Annotated in this window: 17 protein-coding genes; 3 read left to right on the top strand and 14 right to left on the bottom strand. The window is 39.7% G+C overall.

Annotation, left to right across the window (positions count from 1 at the left end; all coding sequences use genetic code 11):
• The 7 genes from R8925_RS05445 to R8925_RS05415 all read right to left on the bottom strand — a co-directional run.
• The coding region (locus R8925_RS05445) for an IS110 family transposase (protein WP_430534895.1) at positions 1-269 on the bottom strand (269 nt) is incomplete at its 3' end.
• A gap of 245 nt (positions 270-514) precedes the next feature.
• The gene (locus R8925_RS05440; protein ID WP_430534894.1) at positions 515-2,404 is read right to left on the bottom strand and encodes an LTA synthase family protein; all 1,890 of its coding nucleotides are present in this window, start codon (positions 2,402-2,404) and stop codon (positions 515-517) included.
• 216 nt (positions 2,405-2,620) lie between these two features.
• A complete protein-coding gene (locus R8925_RS05435) occupies positions 2,621-3,049 on the bottom strand; it encodes a DUF3284 domain-containing protein (protein ID WP_036071109.1) in 429 nt (142 codons plus the stop codon).
• A gap of 15 nt (positions 3,050-3,064) precedes the next feature.
• The gene (locus tag R8925_RS05430; RefSeq protein ID WP_243832146.1) at positions 3,065-3,244 is read right to left on the bottom strand and encodes a DUF3188 domain-containing protein; all 180 of its coding nucleotides are present in this window, start codon (positions 3,242-3,244) and stop codon (positions 3,065-3,067) included.
• Positions 3,244-3,465: a hypothetical protein gene (locus R8925_RS05425; protein ID WP_036071111.1), complete on the bottom strand. Its 222-nt coding sequence runs from the start codon at positions 3,463-3,465 to the stop codon at positions 3,244-3,246. The genes R8925_RS05430 and R8925_RS05425 overlap by 1 nt, the downstream gene beginning before the upstream one ends.
• A 309-nt stretch (positions 3,466-3,774) precedes the next feature.
• On the bottom strand, positions 3,775-5,136 hold the full coding sequence (locus R8925_RS05420) for a PTS sugar transporter subunit IIC (protein WP_036071113.1): 1,362 nt from the start codon (positions 5,134-5,136) through the stop codon (positions 3,775-3,777).
• A gap of 481 nt (positions 5,137-5,617) precedes the next feature.
• Complete coding sequence (locus R8925_RS05415; RefSeq protein WP_430534893.1) at positions 5,618-6,952, bottom strand: 6-phospho-beta-glucosidase; 1,335 nt, start codon at positions 6,950-6,952, stop codon at positions 5,618-5,620.
• A 142-nt stretch (positions 6,953-7,094) separates the two neighbouring features.
• On the opposite strand from R8925_RS05415, the gene R8925_RS05410 reads away from it, so the two are divergent.
• The gene (locus R8925_RS05410; RefSeq protein ID WP_430534892.1) at positions 7,095-8,066 is read left to right on the top strand and encodes a LacI family DNA-binding transcriptional regulator; all 972 of its coding nucleotides are present in this window, start codon (positions 7,095-7,097) and stop codon (positions 8,064-8,066) included.
• Positions 8,067-8,088: 22 nt separating this feature from the next.
• Here R8925_RS05410 and R8925_RS05405 read toward each other — a convergent pair whose 3' ends face one another.
• From R8925_RS05405 to R8925_RS05385, 5 genes are all read right to left on the bottom strand, one after another.
• On the bottom strand, positions 8,089-8,454 hold the full coding sequence (locus tag R8925_RS05405; protein ID WP_430534899.1) for a DUF1304 domain-containing protein: 366 nt from the start codon (positions 8,452-8,454) through the stop codon (positions 8,089-8,091).
• 302 nt (positions 8,455-8,756) lie between these two features.
• Entirely contained in the window at positions 8,757-10,112 is a 1,356-nt protein-coding gene (locus tag R8925_RS05400) for a PFL family protein (protein WP_430534891.1), read from the bottom strand.
• 14 nt (positions 10,113-10,126) lie between these two features.
• Positions 10,127-10,396, bottom strand: coding sequence for an ACT domain-containing protein (locus tag R8925_RS05395; protein WP_430534890.1), 270 nt, complete (start codon positions 10,394-10,396; stop codon positions 10,127-10,129).
• Positions 10,397-10,550: 154 nt separating this feature from the next.
• Positions 10,551-11,687 carry a globin domain-containing protein gene (locus R8925_RS05390; protein WP_430534889.1) on the bottom strand — a complete coding sequence of 379 codons (1,137 nt, stop codon included), beginning with the start codon at positions 11,685-11,687 and terminating at the stop codon, positions 10,551-10,553.
• 78 nt (positions 11,688-11,765) lie between these two features.
• Positions 11,766-12,518, bottom strand: coding sequence for a MurR/RpiR family transcriptional regulator (locus R8925_RS05385; RefSeq protein WP_430534888.1), 753 nt, complete (start codon positions 12,516-12,518; stop codon positions 11,766-11,768).
• Positions 12,519-12,731: 213 nt separating this feature from the next.
• Here R8925_RS05385 and R8925_RS05380 point away from each other — a divergent pair, with 213 nt between their 5' ends.
• The gene (locus R8925_RS05380; protein ID WP_430534887.1) at positions 12,732-14,054 is read left to right on the top strand and encodes a 6-phospho-beta-glucosidase; all 1,323 of its coding nucleotides are present in this window, start codon (positions 12,732-12,734) and stop codon (positions 14,052-14,054) included.
• A gap of 145 nt (positions 14,055-14,199) precedes the next feature.
• Positions 14,200-14,811 carry an immunoglobulin-like domain-containing protein gene (locus R8925_RS05375; RefSeq protein WP_430534886.1) on the top strand — a complete coding sequence of 204 codons (612 nt, stop codon included), beginning with the start codon at positions 14,200-14,202 and terminating at the stop codon, positions 14,809-14,811.
• Positions 14,812-14,860: 49 nt separating this feature from the next.
• Here the strand turns inward: R8925_RS05375 and R8925_RS05370 are convergent, their stop codons facing one another.
• Both R8925_RS05370 and R8925_RS05365 read right to left on the bottom strand, forming a co-directional pair.
• Positions 14,861-15,967, bottom strand: a complete 1,107-nt coding sequence (locus tag R8925_RS05370) for an acyltransferase (RefSeq protein ID WP_430534885.1) — start codon at positions 15,965-15,967, stop codon at positions 14,861-14,863.
• Positions 15,968-16,113: 146 nt separating this feature from the next.
• Positions 16,114-16,839 (bottom strand): glucosamine-6-phosphate deaminase, encoded by a 726-nt coding sequence (locus tag R8925_RS05365; RefSeq protein ID WP_430534884.1) that lies wholly within the window; start codon positions 16,837-16,839, stop codon positions 16,114-16,116.
• Positions 16,840-16,844 lie beyond the last annotated feature (5 nt).

Here is a 16,844-nt window from a genome sequence, read left to right as displayed (position 1 = left end):
TGTTTAGCCTCTAAAGGATTTAGTAGATAATAAGGATATTGATTGGCTTGCATAAAAGATTCAAGGACTTTAGAATACATGCCCGTAGCCTCAAACACGATTTCTGGATACTGAGTATCCCTTACAAAAAATGATTGAATGCTGGCAGATAAGGTTTGAAAATCTTCCTTATTATGCTGAATTTCTCTTTCCTCTGTACATTGTCCATCTTGGTAAATAACCATGTAACTTTTTCCCATACTGACATCAAATGCAATAATTGTCTGCATGTTTACCTACTCCTTTCTTTTTATCGAAGTGCTTTACTAAACTTTATCGATTCCAATTTCTTATACACGATCTCAAAGGACCCAACATACTTAAACCTGATTCTTGATAAAGTAGTAAAGTAGATCCGTTTTTTATACGGGCTCGAAGCCCAAGAGGCTGGTCGATCTATACTTCACAACTACTATAACAAAAAAATAGTAGGCAAGACCATGGCCGTGGTCTTACCTACTAATCTTAGTATGTTTTATTCATCTTTAAATAGTGTCGATTTGGAGTAGCCCTTGCCAGCTACCAAATCATATTCAATTAATTTGTAGTCTTCTAGGTACTCTCTTGCTTTCGGTGATAACTGATCTTCAATAATTGTTTGGTTTTCACCGTTTATTAAGACGTTTTTCTCTAAACCTTGTACTTCTTTGCTCATTTCGGTTAGCAAGGCATAGTATGGTGAAACTCTGCTATCGGTAAGTTCAAGCATTTTTGGAGCAAAATAAATTGGGCTTATTGTTCCATAATCTTTTTTTGGCAGGTCAAAGTTTGTATACATAAAAAGTGGTGTTTCGTGCATCGTTCGTTCTGTATTCTGATTCACTATTTCTTCTGGAAATACGCTCGGTAAATGATCTCCCCAGAAAACAACCATCGTCTTTTCTTTCATTTTGTCGAGTTCTGCCAGGAAGTCTTTCAGAGCGTCATCGGAATACTTAATTCCTTGAAGATAAGTTTCTACATCTTGCTTATTTTTTTCTGGTACCCCTTCTACCGCTATTGTATTAATATATTTGTCCCAGTAGGTCATGTGATTTTGCATCGTAACAAGATGGACGAAGGTCGATGTCTTATTCGCTTTTAAGTGATCTAATGTTTCTTGAAATGCTGATGCATCTGAAATATATTCGCTGTCGTCTAAAGTTTCGGTATGTGTCATTTCATCCCGACTAATAAATTTATCGAACCCCAAAGCGTTGTATACATCCGTGCGTCTGTAAAAAGATGGCTTGAATGGATGGATGGCGATTGTTTCATACTTGTTTTGCTTTAACGAGCTAACTAAGGATGGGAAATTCTCTTTCTGATACATAAACATTTGATATGGTGATGTGATTTGCGGATTAATATTGTACATAGAAAGACCTGTCAAAGCTTCGAATTCAATATTGGCTGTTCCGCCACCGTATCCTTGTGATAAACTGTATCCGGATGGGTATTCATTCATGATTTTACGGGTTTCCGGAATCGGATCTGACGAGGTTGTAACTCCGTGAAGCCTTGTCGGATCACTGAAACTTTCACTCATTACATAGACAATATTAACGTCATTCATTGGTTTGTTTTTGCGCGTTTCATTTATTTGATCCGCGATTTTGCTGTACTTTTGGGTAATTTCTTTTATATGTGATTCGGTGTAATTGACTGGCTTATCCATGATGTTCGCTGTAGCGCTATAAATGAGGCCGCCGACGAAGCCGTATTGCTGATAGCTTTCTTTTGGATCCACGTCTTTCCACTGGGCATCGATGTTATAGGCCTTTCTAAGCCAGTTATCTGAGCTTTGGAAGTTCGTAAGCGAGAATAATAGTACTCCGCTGAATAGAAGTCCTGCTACACGGATAAGGAGTGTTTTTCGATCCCAATATTTGAAATCACGTCCATAGTACTTGGCTGAAATTTTGCGGGAGTAGCGATCTAGTGTCCAAGCAATAGCAATAATCAACGCTATTCCGAAAAACAAAAGAACTACAAGCCAGGTGGAGAGCATGGAAAGCATGAAACGCCATTGCGTAATCATCTCGAATTCTTGCGGGTAAAGAGGTTCGCCACGCTCTAAAAATTTCTGATTGTTCGCAAAAGCTACGATGATAGATGTTCCAACAAAAACGGTACTACTTGCCCACACGTTTCCAATGAGCGAGATAAGAAATAAGTATACGAGCATGAGAACTAGGATTCCCAGTAGAAATGGAATCGGGTATGTTTTAATCATTTCGAAAGTAGCTGATAGGTTGAATCCACTTAGCGATGCATCTAGCAAAATATGCAAAATAACGGATAAAAGCAGACCCAAACCAAGTGTTCGAAGCGATCTAACCAGGTACGGATGCTTTAGTTGTTTCCTCTTTTCTGGTGCGTTCATAATAAAAATTCTCCTCTGTAGCCTAAAAAGCTATGTTTTTTCCGTGATTCCCTTTCTTAGGTATTATACTATAGTGAAAAATAGAGTACAAACGCCACGAACAAGAGCAGTGAGACATGCCTCACTGCTCTTGCTCTATATCAAAAAGCGATATTTCTTATTGATGGCACTTGGGATACCACAATTATTGGGGTAATACCGCCTTATGATCCCCTTTTATTTGCTTGCTGTAATCACCGAATCTTCCATGGCTTTTAACAAACGTGTTACCCTTTTTTTCCTTAAAAATGCGAAAATGGTACCTACCAACATATTGTTCATTTTCTGTAACCATTTTTCTGCTTCAATTTCTTCTTTATATGTGACTTCACAGACATGATCACTAATTTCAGTGACCGTGTAAGTTGTTCTGTGAAGGTTTACGCGACTCGTTGTTTCGAATTGGTATACATTTGGAAATTGAAACTCGGTAATCTTGGTTTCAACAGCAGCGCCATTAGACATCGTTCTACGATACTTCAATCCTTTTAGTTTTTGCATCGGTAGATTTTTTCCGGTTGACTGCTTCACGTCATAAATAACTGACTTTGCGATTGTATGAAAGCATTCTTTTTGCGAGATGTATAATTTTTTGGAAACGTTCATAACGCCATCTCCCTTTTATGAGTTCTTATCTTTCTTCTTTTTCAGGAAAACCATGAGTCCTCCCAAAATAACTACTAAAATTCCAGTAAACATCATTGGCAAATTAGTCGAATTCCCACCCATGGAAGGGCTAAATACGATAATAATTAAACCAAGGCTCATTATAAATAGTCCGTTTGATGCACTTTTCATCATTACTCCACAGTAACCTGGAAGTAGAGAACAGCGCCAATATCCGTGGCTTTCATAACATCTTTCGCGATTCTAACTGCCGCTTCTTCATCCTCAGCAGTAGTTTCAAAATAAAGCTTAATCCCTTTTTCGTCCACCTTTTTAAAAGTGACACCATTTTCATTATAACTTTCTAATGTTTCTACAAAAAAATCTCGTTTCATAGGACTACTAATTACGATCATTTTCATTACCTCCTTCTACATATTACCTTTATTATACTTTTCGGTGTGTGGAGTGTAAAGAATCAACTAAACACGATTTCACATAATGGCCTGATACCACCAAAATGGATGATATCAGACTAAAAATTAATTCTCTATATTTTGCTTATTACTGAACAAAGCCACTTCGTGCCTCCAAACCTCAGCGGGACGAGAACTGCTTAGTTCCTAGGCAAAAGCGAGTACCGAAGCGGAGTGTACGACTGTACATGAGCATCGGAGCGGAGCTTTTAACGACGGAAATGAGTAGTTCTCGTTCCGCTGAAGGCCTTAGGCTTTCATTTCTTCTTCTGGTACTCCAACTTTGTTTGCTGTGATGACGAATGGTACCCAGATTAAGAAGGCTATAACCATATTTATGAGTGATATGACAGGCGCCATCCAGTCTCCTCCAGTTGCGAGGAATGAGTTAACTAGCGGTGGCATTACCCATACCACGGCAATTTTGACTGGTGCAACAAGTCCCCACACAGTTGCAAAGTAGGCAACTGTAACCATTACCATTGGTGCAATGATGAATGGAATGAGATAGATTGAGTTTAATACAATCGGCAAACCGAACATGATTGGTTCATTGATATTGAAAATACCAGGCCCGAGCGACAGTTTTGCAACAGTTCTCGAGTCCGCTCGTTTAGAGAACATGAGTAGAGCGATGATAAGTACAAGTGTACCACCTGAACCACCCATCCATACATAAGCATCAAATGAGCCACGAACCCATTGGTATGGAAGGTCTGATCCTGCAACACCTTTTGCTGCTTCATTAATATTGTTAAGCTGCGCTGTACCCCAAAGTGATTCTAGAACTGGTGCCAATACATTTGGCCCGTGAATACCGAAGAACCATAGTAATTGCACTAGGAATGTTACTAATAGCACCGCACCGTAACCTTGTGATAAAGCAAGTAGCGGTTCTTGAATTGTTTTAGAAATCCAAGTGATGACATCAAGACCTGTAATTTTAACAAATGACCAGTCAATAATTGCACAGATGTAAAGTGCTACTAATGCAGGAATAATCGCTGCGAATGCTTTACTTACTGCTGGCGGTACGGAATCCGGCATTTTGATAGTGATGTTTGCACGCATTAATTTTGCATAGATAATAGTAGAAATAAAACCGAATAACATGGCTGTAAACAATCCTGTACCATTTACTTGATTTAAATCGAGGAATCCCCAAACTGGTTGAATCATCGAAACGTCTGCTTTTGGATCAGCTGCTAAGATCGCGTTTTTGATTGGATCTACCGCTACTGTTTGTGACAAGTTCATAACGAATGCTGCAAGTGAAACAAGCGCACCGGCTAAGCGGTCAACTTCATACACTTTTGATAAGTTATAACCTAATGAGACTGCGAATACTAAGGAAACGATTGCAAGAGTCGCTGCCCAAACATATCCATTAACACCGATAAGTGGTTGCATGGCTTCGACAAACCCTGTCCAACCCCATGACGTTGGGAAATCCCTAAAAAATGCATTTAAAAGAACTGCAATTGAGCCGGCCATTGTGATAGGCATTGTTGAAATGAATGCATCACGAAGCGCAACTAAATGTTTTTGCGAGCCAATTTTAGCCGCAACTGGTACAAAATACTTTTCTAAAAAATTAGTTAGTCCGTTCATAATTATCCTCCCTATTTTGAAACGATTTGTGGTTTATCGACATTCCTCAAATAGACTCTTCTCAATGGATACCCTTTTTCGTTTTGAGCTTATTGAGTATCTTGGCTTTTCTTAAGCCTGAATGCGAACAACCTCCATGCGACCTGTGAATGGCTAGGGATGCCCTCCTCTCATATTCGGATTAAGGTTTTATGGATTCACATAATTATATTGCAAAAAGCGTGCCAACTTTTTTAGAATCCACAAAAACACTGGAAGCGCTTCATAGGAGTAGGTTTATTTGTGAAAGTAAAGCGTTTACACACATAGAAGTGCTCTGTGTAAAGAAAGGAAACGCCGTACACACTTGGTATGTATAGACTTTTAATTTTTTATAAACATCTCGCATTCGGAACATATTTTCACAATATTCGTTTCGATATGAAATTTAATTGTATTTAAAAAGTCCACAAATCGCGATGAATTGTGGACTTTTCCTTAATTATGCCTCTACTTTTGTGAAAAATTGTGGTAAATGTTCTTTGTGTGCTTCTAGTAATTCGTCTAGTACTGTTTGGGCAATGTCACCACTTGGTACTATTGGATTTAGTGTGAATGCTTGAAGTGCTGTATCATAGTTTCCTGTAACTGCTGCTTCGATTGTCAATTCTTCCATTGCTTTCATGACTTGTAGCAATCCGCGTTGTGCTGGTGGGAATTTACCAAAGTTCACCGGTTCTGCTCCGTGTGCACGAATAACACTTGTAATTTCGATTGCACTATCATATGGAACATCATCGATTGCCCCATTGTTGCGCGTGGATACAACCATCATTGTACCTTTGTTGTTGTAGATAGAATTGATGATTTCGCAAGCAGCATCACTATAATGTGCTCCACCACGTTTTGATAGTTCTTCTGGTTTGTGATCCAGATTTGGATCTTTATAAAGTTCGAATAGGCTTTCTTCTAAGCGTTTTACAACTTGACCGCGGCTTCCTTCTGTTTTGAATGCTTCTATTTCTTCTTTTAGCATATCATCTGTCATGTAGTAATAACGGTGATACGGACACGGCAACATTTTTAAATTACGAACTTGTTCATATAGGAAACGCATGTTTTTGATGTTTTCCACGACTTTTTCTGGGTTTGCATCTGGCGCATAAAGGCCGTCGATAACTTGTTCTGTAAGTTCTGTGCCATCTTTGTCAAAAATACGGTGCCAGTGTAAATGATTGATCCCAGCAAACTTGAAGAATAAATCTTCTTCTGGTTTTTTTAGGACATCAGATGCACTCTTAATTGCGCCAATTGGAACGTTACATAAACCGATAACTTTATCCCATTCTCCGTAGCGAAGAACAGCTTCTGTGACCATTCCTGCTGGGTTCGTGAAATTGATAAGCCATGCGTTTGGACATAACTCTTTCATGTCTTCTACGATGCTTAAAATAACTGGGATGGTACGGAATGCTTTAAACATACCGCCTGCTCCATTTGTTTCTTGGCCGATCATGCCGTGTTTTAATGGAATACTTTCATCTTTAATACGTGCGTCAAGCAAACCTACGCGGAATTGTGTTGTTACGAAGTCTGCATCTTTTAAAGCGGCACGACGATCGAGTGTTAAATGTACTTCACAATCAATTCCTGCAGCTTCCACCATTCTTTTTGCCATTGCGCCAACGATTTCTAATTTCTCACGGCCTGCTTCAATATCGACAAGCCACAGTTCTCTAATTGGCAATTCGTCAAAACGTTTAATAAATCCTTCTACTAGTTCAGGAGTATAGCTTGAACCCCCACCAATGGTTACGATTTTTACGCCTTTTTTCATTTACACATACCTCCAAAAAATTTTATAAAGCGGTTTCTTATTTCTGCTCCACTTCATTGTAATTTATGTAATGCATTACAGGTCAAGCGTTATTTAAAAACTTTTTGATTTGGGGTATACTAGTTAGGAGGAGTTGGGTAAAATGGCAAATATTCAAGATATCGCAAAATTGGCTGGCGTTTCTGCGGCAACTGTTTCCCGGGTTGTAAGTGGTCGCGGGTATGTTAGTGAGGAAACACGGGCACGGGTACAAGAAATTGTGGATCAACTTGATTATGCGCCGAATCGTAATGCTGTTTCGCTCAAAAAAGGAAAAACGATGATGCTTGGAATCGTAGCATTGACGTTTGATAGTTCTATGGGTGTTTTTCTTCGTAGTTTCTCGATGGCGGCGCAGAGTGAAGGATATAATGTGACTGTTTTCGTGACGAATGGTGATAAGTCAAGAGAGCTCGAAGCACTTGAGATGTTGCGGCATAAACAGTTGGATGCGCTTGTTTTTGTGTTGCGATTAAGCCCTTGGGATGAGATTGAGAGTTACGCAAAATATGGACCGATTGTGACGTGGGAACGTGTCGAATTGCAAGAAGTGGCTTCTGTTTTTATGGATCAATATGATGGTTATATGCTCGGTTTGGAGCATTTATATGCCAAAGGGTATCGGCGAATTATGAATATTTATGGGCGAATGTCTGGAAAAAATACGCGAGGGCGAATGCGGGCTTTTGCTGATTTTTGTGAGAAGTATGAGCTTAACCCAAACGAGATCGAGCACTTTTACAATAAAAGGCGCATTACGCATGGTGAGGAAATTGCACATTGGTGGCTAGCTCAGGATCTACAGCCCGACGCAATTCTTTGCCCAACGGATTATTTGGCATCTGGATTCATTGCCGAGGCGCGGAGACTGGGGATTCGAGTTCCTGAGGATGTTGCGGTTGTGGGCTTTGATGATACGAATAATGTCGCTCGCTTGTTTGATATGACGACGATTCATTATCCGATTGATTTGCAGGCTGAGAATGCATTTCGAATCATTTCAAATCGATTGGATGATAAAGATCAACCGCTTCAGGAATTAGAATTTAGACTGGTAGCACGAAAAACGACATGAGAAGCTAATCTCATGTCGTTTTTTATATCGCAATCAAGGTTAGGATTAGTGCAATAATGGCTGGAACACCTTGCGCGAAAAAGATGCGTTTCGAGACTGTTGCTGCGCCGTAAAGAGCAGCGATAACAATGCAACTAAGGAAAAATAATGCGATTTGCAATCCCGTTGTTGTATCAGGATAAAGTACGCTCCATACAAGGCCAGCAGCTAGAAAACCATTATACAAACCTTGATTCGCCGCAAGCTCTTTTCCATTTTCCGCTTTTTCTTTGGTCATATTAAAAGTCTTCAATGTTCTTGGTTTCGTGAAGGCAAACATTTCGAAATACATAATATAGAAATGCAGTAGCGCCACGATTAAAATAACAACCGTTATTAAAATATCCATCATTTTTTCTCTCCTTTCAAATTTTGTAGAATTCTCAGCAATTGTGCCAGCATTGCAATCATTTCTCCGTATCCTCAGTTAACTCCACCTTCGTGAAATCAAACCACATTAACAATCGCCAACTGCAAAAATGTGATTCTCAGGTCTTTTAAAGCAAGAAGCATCCACTACATTAGAGCGAAGCGAGAAATGCTTAGATGCTAGGCAAAGCCGAGCACCGAAGCGGAATGTACGACCTGTACATGAGCATCGGAGCACAGGCTTTAACGACGCAGATAAGTATTCCTCGCTTCGCTCGCTCGTCAATTTTTGAAGGAATGGATTGGTGCTGGAATCCTTCCACCACGTGCGATAAATGCAGCTGATGAATTTTGATTTACTTTCATAACAGGGGCCGTGCCTAATAAACCACCGAACTCTACCATATCGCCAACATTCGTTCCTTCAGCAGGGATAATGCGTACAGCTGTTGTTTTATTATTAATGACGCCAATCGCTGCCTCATCAGCAATCATTGCTGCAATTGTAGACGCTGGTGTATCTCCAGGAATTGCAATCATATCCAGTCCCACTGAACAGATCGCCGTCATTGCTTCTAGTTTTTCTAAATTGAGCGAACCATTATTAACTGCTTCAATCATGCCAATGTCTTCTGAAACAGGAATGAAGGCACCGCTTAATCCACCAACATGACCGCAAGCCATAACACCACCTTTTTTTACCGCGTCGTTCAACAGCGCAAGTGCAGCTGTAGTTCCATGCGTACCAACAGTTTCTAGTCCCATTTCTTCTAAAACATGCGCAACAGAATCTCCAATAGCTGGTGTTGGTGCTAGTGATAAGTCCACGATACCAAACGGAACTCCTAATCGCTTCGACGCTTCCTGTCCAACGAGTTCACCCATACGAGTGATTTTAAACGCTGTCTGTTTCACCATTTCAGCGAGCTTATCAAAACTTTCACCTCGCACTTTTTCGATTGCACGTTTTACAACACCTGGTCCGCTGACACCAACATTGATGACGCAATCCGCCTCGCCAACACCATGAAAAGCACCAGCCATGAAGGGATTATCCTCTACCGCGTTCGCAAACACAACTAATTTTGCACAACCTAGTCCTTGTGTATCGACCGTAAGTTCTGCTGTTTTCTTGATGACCTTTCCCATATCTCGAACAGCATCCATATTAATTCCTGTTCGCGTAGAACCGATATTCACCGACGAACATACGCGCTCTGTCTGCGCTAAAGCTTCCGGTATGGATTCAATCAGGATTGCATCGCCCTTCGTGTAGCCTTTTTCAACTAAAGCCGAGAAGCCCCCGATAAAATTAACGCCTACTGCTTTGGCCGCATCATCCAACGTTTTTGCAAAAGCAATATAGTCTTTATCTCCGGAAGCTCCTGCAATTATTGCAATTGGCGTCACCGAAATTCTTTTATTGATGATTGGTATTCCAAATTCAGATTCTATTTGTTCACCGGTCTCTACTAGCTTTACCGCATATGTAGTGATTTTGTCGAATATTTTCGCGCGCGCCGTCTCACCGTCACTATCGATACAGTCCAGCAACGAAATCCCCATCGTGATTGTTCGTATATCAAGCTTCTCTTCTTCAATCATTCGAATCGTTTCTAAAATTTGTTTCGTCTCCATCTTTCCATCTCCCCCTATAGCCTATGCATCGAATTAAATATTTCTTCACGTTGAATACTAACTTTCACTTGTAAATCCGTGCCCTTTTTCGCAAGTTGTTCCTTCACCTCATCAAAAGGCTTCTTTGTCGTGCTGAGGTCAAGTATCATCATCATAGTAAAATAGCCATCCATAATTGTTTGCGACACGTCCAAAATATTAATATCCAGTTGGCTCAGCTCATTACTGATACCTGCGATGATTCCAACATTGTCTTTCCCAATAACCGTTAAAATTGCTTTCAATAAGTCCAGCTCCTTTTAAGTTGATAGATTCTATTATACTTCTTATTGTTCTAAATTTCACTAATTTTTCGAAAATAAAATCTTGATTATGTTTTGTATTTTTTTAACGTAAAAAAGAGAACAAGATAAAATACATTGCCCTCTTTGTTCAAACTTATTTAATTAAACTTAACGCTGGTTGGAATGCTTCGAAATGAATGCTAGCTTGTGCATGTCCAAGTTCTAACAAAATAGCCTCTACCTCTCTCATGAATGGTACCGGACCACATAAGTAAATCGCTACGTCTTTTTCCACGAGTGTTGCTAAATCGCTCTTTGTCACATTTTCGCCTGCAAAAAGGTGGTACCTAGCGCCTAGTTTCGCCTTTAATTCGGTTGCGAACAAAGCATATTCCGCCGATCTTACGCAATGGATCAGTTGTGCCTGACTTGGTGTTTCTAAACTATCGATCATCGCCGCTATCGGTGTTATCCCAATACCACCCGCAATAAATACGTGTTGATTAGCAGCTTTGTCAAGTTCGAAATCCCCAGCCGGAAGTGTAGCTAAGATTGCATCGCCCACTTGGTAATTATCAAAAATATGGTTGGAAACTACACCCGCAGGATCCTTCTCATTTTCTTGTTTAATCGCAACTTGATACGTCTTCCCATCGAAGGCTTTTATCAAGCTATACTGACGGTTGTGAAATAAATCACCTATTTTTACGCGTAGAGATACATACTGGCCTGGCGTAAAATCAACTAATTCGCCACCGTCGTTCCGAGCCATGCTCAATGTAAAAATATTTGGTGCGATTTTCTGTTTTTCTGTGATTTTAAATTCGATAAAACCTTGGTTTTGCACATCTCCCAGCGCATCATACATTTCTTGTTCTACTTCGATAAAGATATTAGCAATAATGCCATATGCCGCACCCCAAGCATCCAAGATTTCCGGTGTCGCTGTATCGCCTAAATACTCGGCAATTCCTTTCAATAGGTATTCGCCTACAATCGGATAATGTTCCGCCTTGATTGTCAGACTACGGTGCTTGTGTGCAATCGTCTTAACTTGTGGCAACAGTACTTCTAATTGCTCAATATTCTCTGCTGCTAAATAAACAGTATTCGCCAAAGCGAGCGGCTGTGTCCCAATTTCTTGGTTCGCAAGGTTGAAATAATTGAGTAATTCAGGATGATCCGCAAACATATTCTTGTAAAAAATTGAAGTGATTTCTTTCCCATGCTCTTTTAAAATTGGTGCGGTTGACTTTACGATTTGCTTTTGTTCCTCTGTAATCGCCGTCATATCTAATTCCTCCTAAAAAAATGATATACAACATTTATGATATCATACAGGCTTTCGTGAATCTCTCAGGGTTTTCCCTTATTTCCCTTCTTGATCGAGTTGCGTTCGGATTTCCCGTGCAATGCATTCTACTGTATAAAGCGCTGGAAGTTGTGACGTAATGTCAGCATCTTGATACATTTCTTTATTTATATAGTAAGGAATATTGGCATCAGATAGTTTTGCCATCGTGGATTTCGCGCTATTCGTGATGGTAATAATTTTGCATTTTTGCGTCTTGAGTTGGTGAATATACTTAATAATATCCTCGTTTTCACCTGAAACAGAAATGGCGACCATACAAATTTTATCTGATATTTTGTTTGATAAGTGGTAAAAAGGATGATTTAACGGGTTTTCAATATGCAGCGCTAGTGTGAATAACGAGGAAAAATAAAGGGCGCCGTATTCTGCGATGATTCCTGATGAGCCAATCCCGACAAATAAAACCAATTCTACATCGCGTAAAATCTTGGCGGATGCTGCAATATTTGCCTTAAATTCAGGTTGCGCGGTTCGTTTTAAAAAATCGATATACGTTGTTTCATCTGACATATCCACCGCAACCTTCGTTCGTTCCTGCGCATACATCTGCAATTTCACCCGAAACTCCGAGAAACCACTACAACCGAATTTGCGACAAAAGCGCAGAATTGTTGTTGTACTAACGTGTGTCGCCTCTGCCAAGTCACGAATCCGCATGTAGATAACAGTGTCTAAATTCGTCGCAATATAATTATAAATATCCATTTCCGTATCATTTAATTCAATTGTTTTATCTAGAAAAAGCATTTTCATGCCCCCGATCTTTATTATATCGCTATTTTAGCATGATTTCTGCAAATGTGACAAGACGTTACTAAAAAGGAACAATTTCCAACTTCGAAAATCCTTCACAAAAAGCCACGAAATAATAGCTATTTTTTCATTTTCAGCCTATACTATGGAGGAAGTAAGCGTTATGCAAAAGGTTCTTAAAATTTTAATATATTGGAGGAAAAATCGATGTCTAAAGGTATCAAAATCGCTACAATTGGCGGTGGCTCAAGTTATACTCCCGAATTAATTGAAGGCTTCATCAAACGGCAAAAGGAGCTTCCAGTACGTGAACTTTGGTTGGTGGATGTTCCAGCTGGTAAAGAAAAACTCGAAATCGTCGGTAACTTGGCAAAACGGATGGTCGAAAAAGCTGGTGTGGATATGGAAATTCATTTGACGATGGATCGTGAAAAAGCATTGAAAGGCGCGGATTTTGTAACGACACAATTGCGCGTGGGACAATTAGATGCACGTATTAAAGATGAGCGTATTCCAAACTCGCACGGTGTCGTTGGCCAAGAAACGAATGGTCCTGGTGGGATGTTTAAAGCTTTCCGGACAGTTCCGGTTATCCTCGATATTTGTAAGGATATGGAGCGTCTTTGCCCGAATGCATGGTTGATTAACTTTGCGAATCCTGCTGGAATGGTTACGGAGGCAGTTCTTCGTTACAGTAATATCAATAAAGTAGTTGGATTATGTAACGGCCCAATCGGTATTGAGAAAAACATTGCGGATATTTTAGGCGTTGATCATACCGATATTTACGTTGAATTTGTCGGCTTGAATCACATGGTTTTCGCGAAGACCGTTTATAAAGACGGTGAGGATGTAACAGCCGAGGTTGTGACCAAAATGACAGAAGGCGAATCTGGCTCAACGCTGAAAAATATTAATGCGACTGGCTGGGACGCAACATTCTTGCGCACTTTAAATATGATTCCAATTGATTACTTACGTTATTACTGGCAAACTCGCACGCAGTTGGAAGATCAGCAAGCAGCATACGAGAAACATGGTACACGTGCAGAAGTCGTAAAACGCGTGGAAGCAGAACTTTTCGAGCTGTATAAAGATGTGAATTTGACGGATAAGCCAAAACAACTCGAGCAACGTGGTGGTGCTTATTATAGTGAAGCTGCGTGTAATTTGATTAACTCGATTTACAATGATAGACGAGATATTCAAATCGTGAATACGCGAAACAACGGGGCTATTTTGGATATTGATCCTGAATCTGCAATTGAAACCAATTGTGTTATTACGCGACAAGGACCAATTCCACTAGCAAGCGGTCATCTTCCTGTAGCGATTAATGGAATCATTCAACAAATTAAGACGGTTGAGCGTTTAACTGTTGATGCTGCGGTAACTGGTGATTACGATAAAGCTTTGTTGGCATTAACTGTAAATCCTCTTGTACCAAGTGACACAGATGCTCGCGTATTGCTTGATGAGTTATTAGAAGCACATAAAGAACATTTACCACTGTTTTTCCAAAATAAATAAAAACTTTAAGGCGCGACCAAAAATGTTGCGTCTTTTTTATGTCTAAACAGACACAAAAAGCACATAATTTTGTTCATTTTTAAACACTATTTAATTCCATTTTAGTTTATAATTAGACTATAAGATAATCTAGGAGTGAACACACATGTATAAAACAATTACCACAACTGCCCTCGCTACATCCGATTTAACGCTTGTCCTTCCCGCAAGTCTTGCTCGTAATTTGGCAAAAGCAAAAATAATTCCGCATAAGAACAAGCTTGCGATTTCTAGCAGTGATCGCATGAAAGGTATTTCTTTGCATGCGCATCGGTATTTCATTGAGAAGAATTCAAGTTTTGATCCAATGAATCCACCAATTTCATTAGCTGCATATGACGATAACAATCACATCGATTTAACAAATGCCATTTTTGTAACAGAAAATGATGTCAATACAAGTAAAGTTGGAACGTATCACGTAACGTACCGCGCTATTGCAAGTGACGGTCGTTGGAAAGAGCGCCGTGTCGAAGTAGACGTTGTTGCTAGACCTATTATCAAGGCCGAGGATGCAACAATTACTCGTGGAACATTTTTCGATTATTGGGAAAACGTGTCTGCTATTGACGAACTTGCTGGTGATATTAGGATTTTCCTAAACGTTAAAACAAGCGATTTGAACTCGGACGTTCCTGGCACGTATTTCGTAACGTACACGGCTTCGAATTTTTACGGATTGACTACAGAAAAAACGATTTATGTAACGGTGAAATAGCAAAGAGTTTGAGTGCGTATCCTGATTAGGAACGGTACTCAAACTCTTTTTATATTCTTTCAATTGGAGAGCTGGACACTTTATACGCGGGTATCTCTGAGCGTTTCTTTTTTACGAAAAATGGCTTTATAGTGCTGAATACGAGGCTGATAAGGTATGATATGATAAAAATAATGAGGCTCATCACTGGGATAGCCCATGATAAATGATCTTCTACCGGCATTATTTCTGCAAAAAAGCGCGTGACGTAGCGTAAAACGATAAGGTGCACAAAATAGATGAAGAAAATGTGCGGTGTGATGCCTCGTGATATTTTTTGTAGCGCTTGATTATGGATTTTGATTTTGGTGAACAGCATAAAAAGTGAAATCGCTGCAATAACTACGAATATGGATAGGTAATCATAAAAATAGAGCGGTTTAAAGCTAATTTCTGCGCGATTTTCAATTGCCCAGTCTGTCAAGAAATAGATGGCTGTTGTGCTTAACGTGAACAGGGCGAACCAAACAACTTTCTTTAGTCTAGATAGGATTGTTTTCGGTAAACTATAGCCAAGGATGAAGTAACCTAAGTAAAGCACGCAACTGAACAAGTTAGCGACAATCATTTCTGTTCCTCTGAACGCAAAAAATGCTTCAAGTAAGCCAACAGCTAGGAAAAATAAACCGAGAATGAAGAAAGCAACTTCTCCCATTTTCTCCTTAATAAAAATGAGTAGTGGTGCTAAAATTTGTAAACCAATAAACATTGGCATAAACCAAAGATGCCGACCTAGATTATTTAGAAATAAGTTATCAAATGCAGCCCATAATCCGCCGTCTTTGATAAATTGGATAAAGCCGTTCCAGCCGCCTACATCAATAAATTCAAATATTTCATAGAGCACCATCCAAACGAGTGTTGGGATGATTAACCCTACTGTTAATTTTTTAAAGTACATTTTTAAGTTTTTACTTTTTTGCAAGGTGAAGTAGCCACTTAGTAGCACAAACAGTGGCACAGCGGTGCGCGAAATCGAATCATAAAAATTAGCGATATCAAAGTTGGTGTTCATTTTGGTCGCATTTTCAATTAAATGAGTTGCAGATACGTGAATGACAATAACCATCAAAATTGATAAACACCTTAACAAATCCAGATTGTCTTTTCTCTCCATTGTAGCTTTTCTCCCTCTTCACGTTTATGTATCTAATAACGCTTTATGTGTCATTTCTTTCTTAAGAATACTATATTTTAGTGGAATACTCAATTTTTATATAAAAAACCTTGCAATGATTCAATCTCAAAGCAAGGTTTATTACGTTATGGCAAGGCGATTTCGTCTATAAATATATGGGCGTTATCATGCTTTCTCAGAACGGTTACTGGCCATTCGTTCGTTACTTTTTCTTCTAGTAAGTGCGCGATGGCGGCTTGTTTCTTTTCACCGTTTGCGACTAAAATGGCTGTCTTAGCCTCAAGAATGTGCTTGATGCCTAGTGTGATGCCTTTTGTACGATCGACTTCTTTGCTGAAGTATTTTTGACCGACGTTTTGGGTAGTGCTGTCAAGATCGATAATATGAGCGTAGTTTTCGAAGCTGACACCTGGCTCATTGAAGCCCAGATGACCGTTAACACCGACACCGAGCAAAACAAGTTCGAGCCCACCATGTGCTTCAATAAATGCGTTCGCCGCTCGGCACTCATTCTCTAAATTTACCGACTTGGCTTGGAAATAGTGATAGTGCGTAGCGTCAATTTCGGCCGGACCGAATAGTTCGGTTTCTAAGTAATTCAGACAGCTTCCTTTGTCATTTCCGTCTAAACCTACCCATTCGTCAAGCTCTACAAAATAGGCTTTTTGTAAATCAATTTCACCTTTTTTATGCGCGGTAACAAGTCGGCGTAATGTGCCAACTGGTGTATCTCCTCCTGCGAAACAATAGAGGTTCTCGGGTGCTTTTTTTAATGTTTCAATGACTAATTCTGCCGCTGCATCACTCATCGTTTCATAATCTGCTAGTACGTTTAAATTTAATGTGGTCATCTTGG

The sequence above is a fragment of the Listeria rocourtiae subsp. hofi genome, assembly GCF_963575615.1.
Lineage (GTDB): Bacteria > Bacillota > Bacilli > Lactobacillales > Listeriaceae > Listeria_A > Listeria_A hofi.
This window is presented reverse-complemented; position numbering and strand designations above follow the sequence as displayed.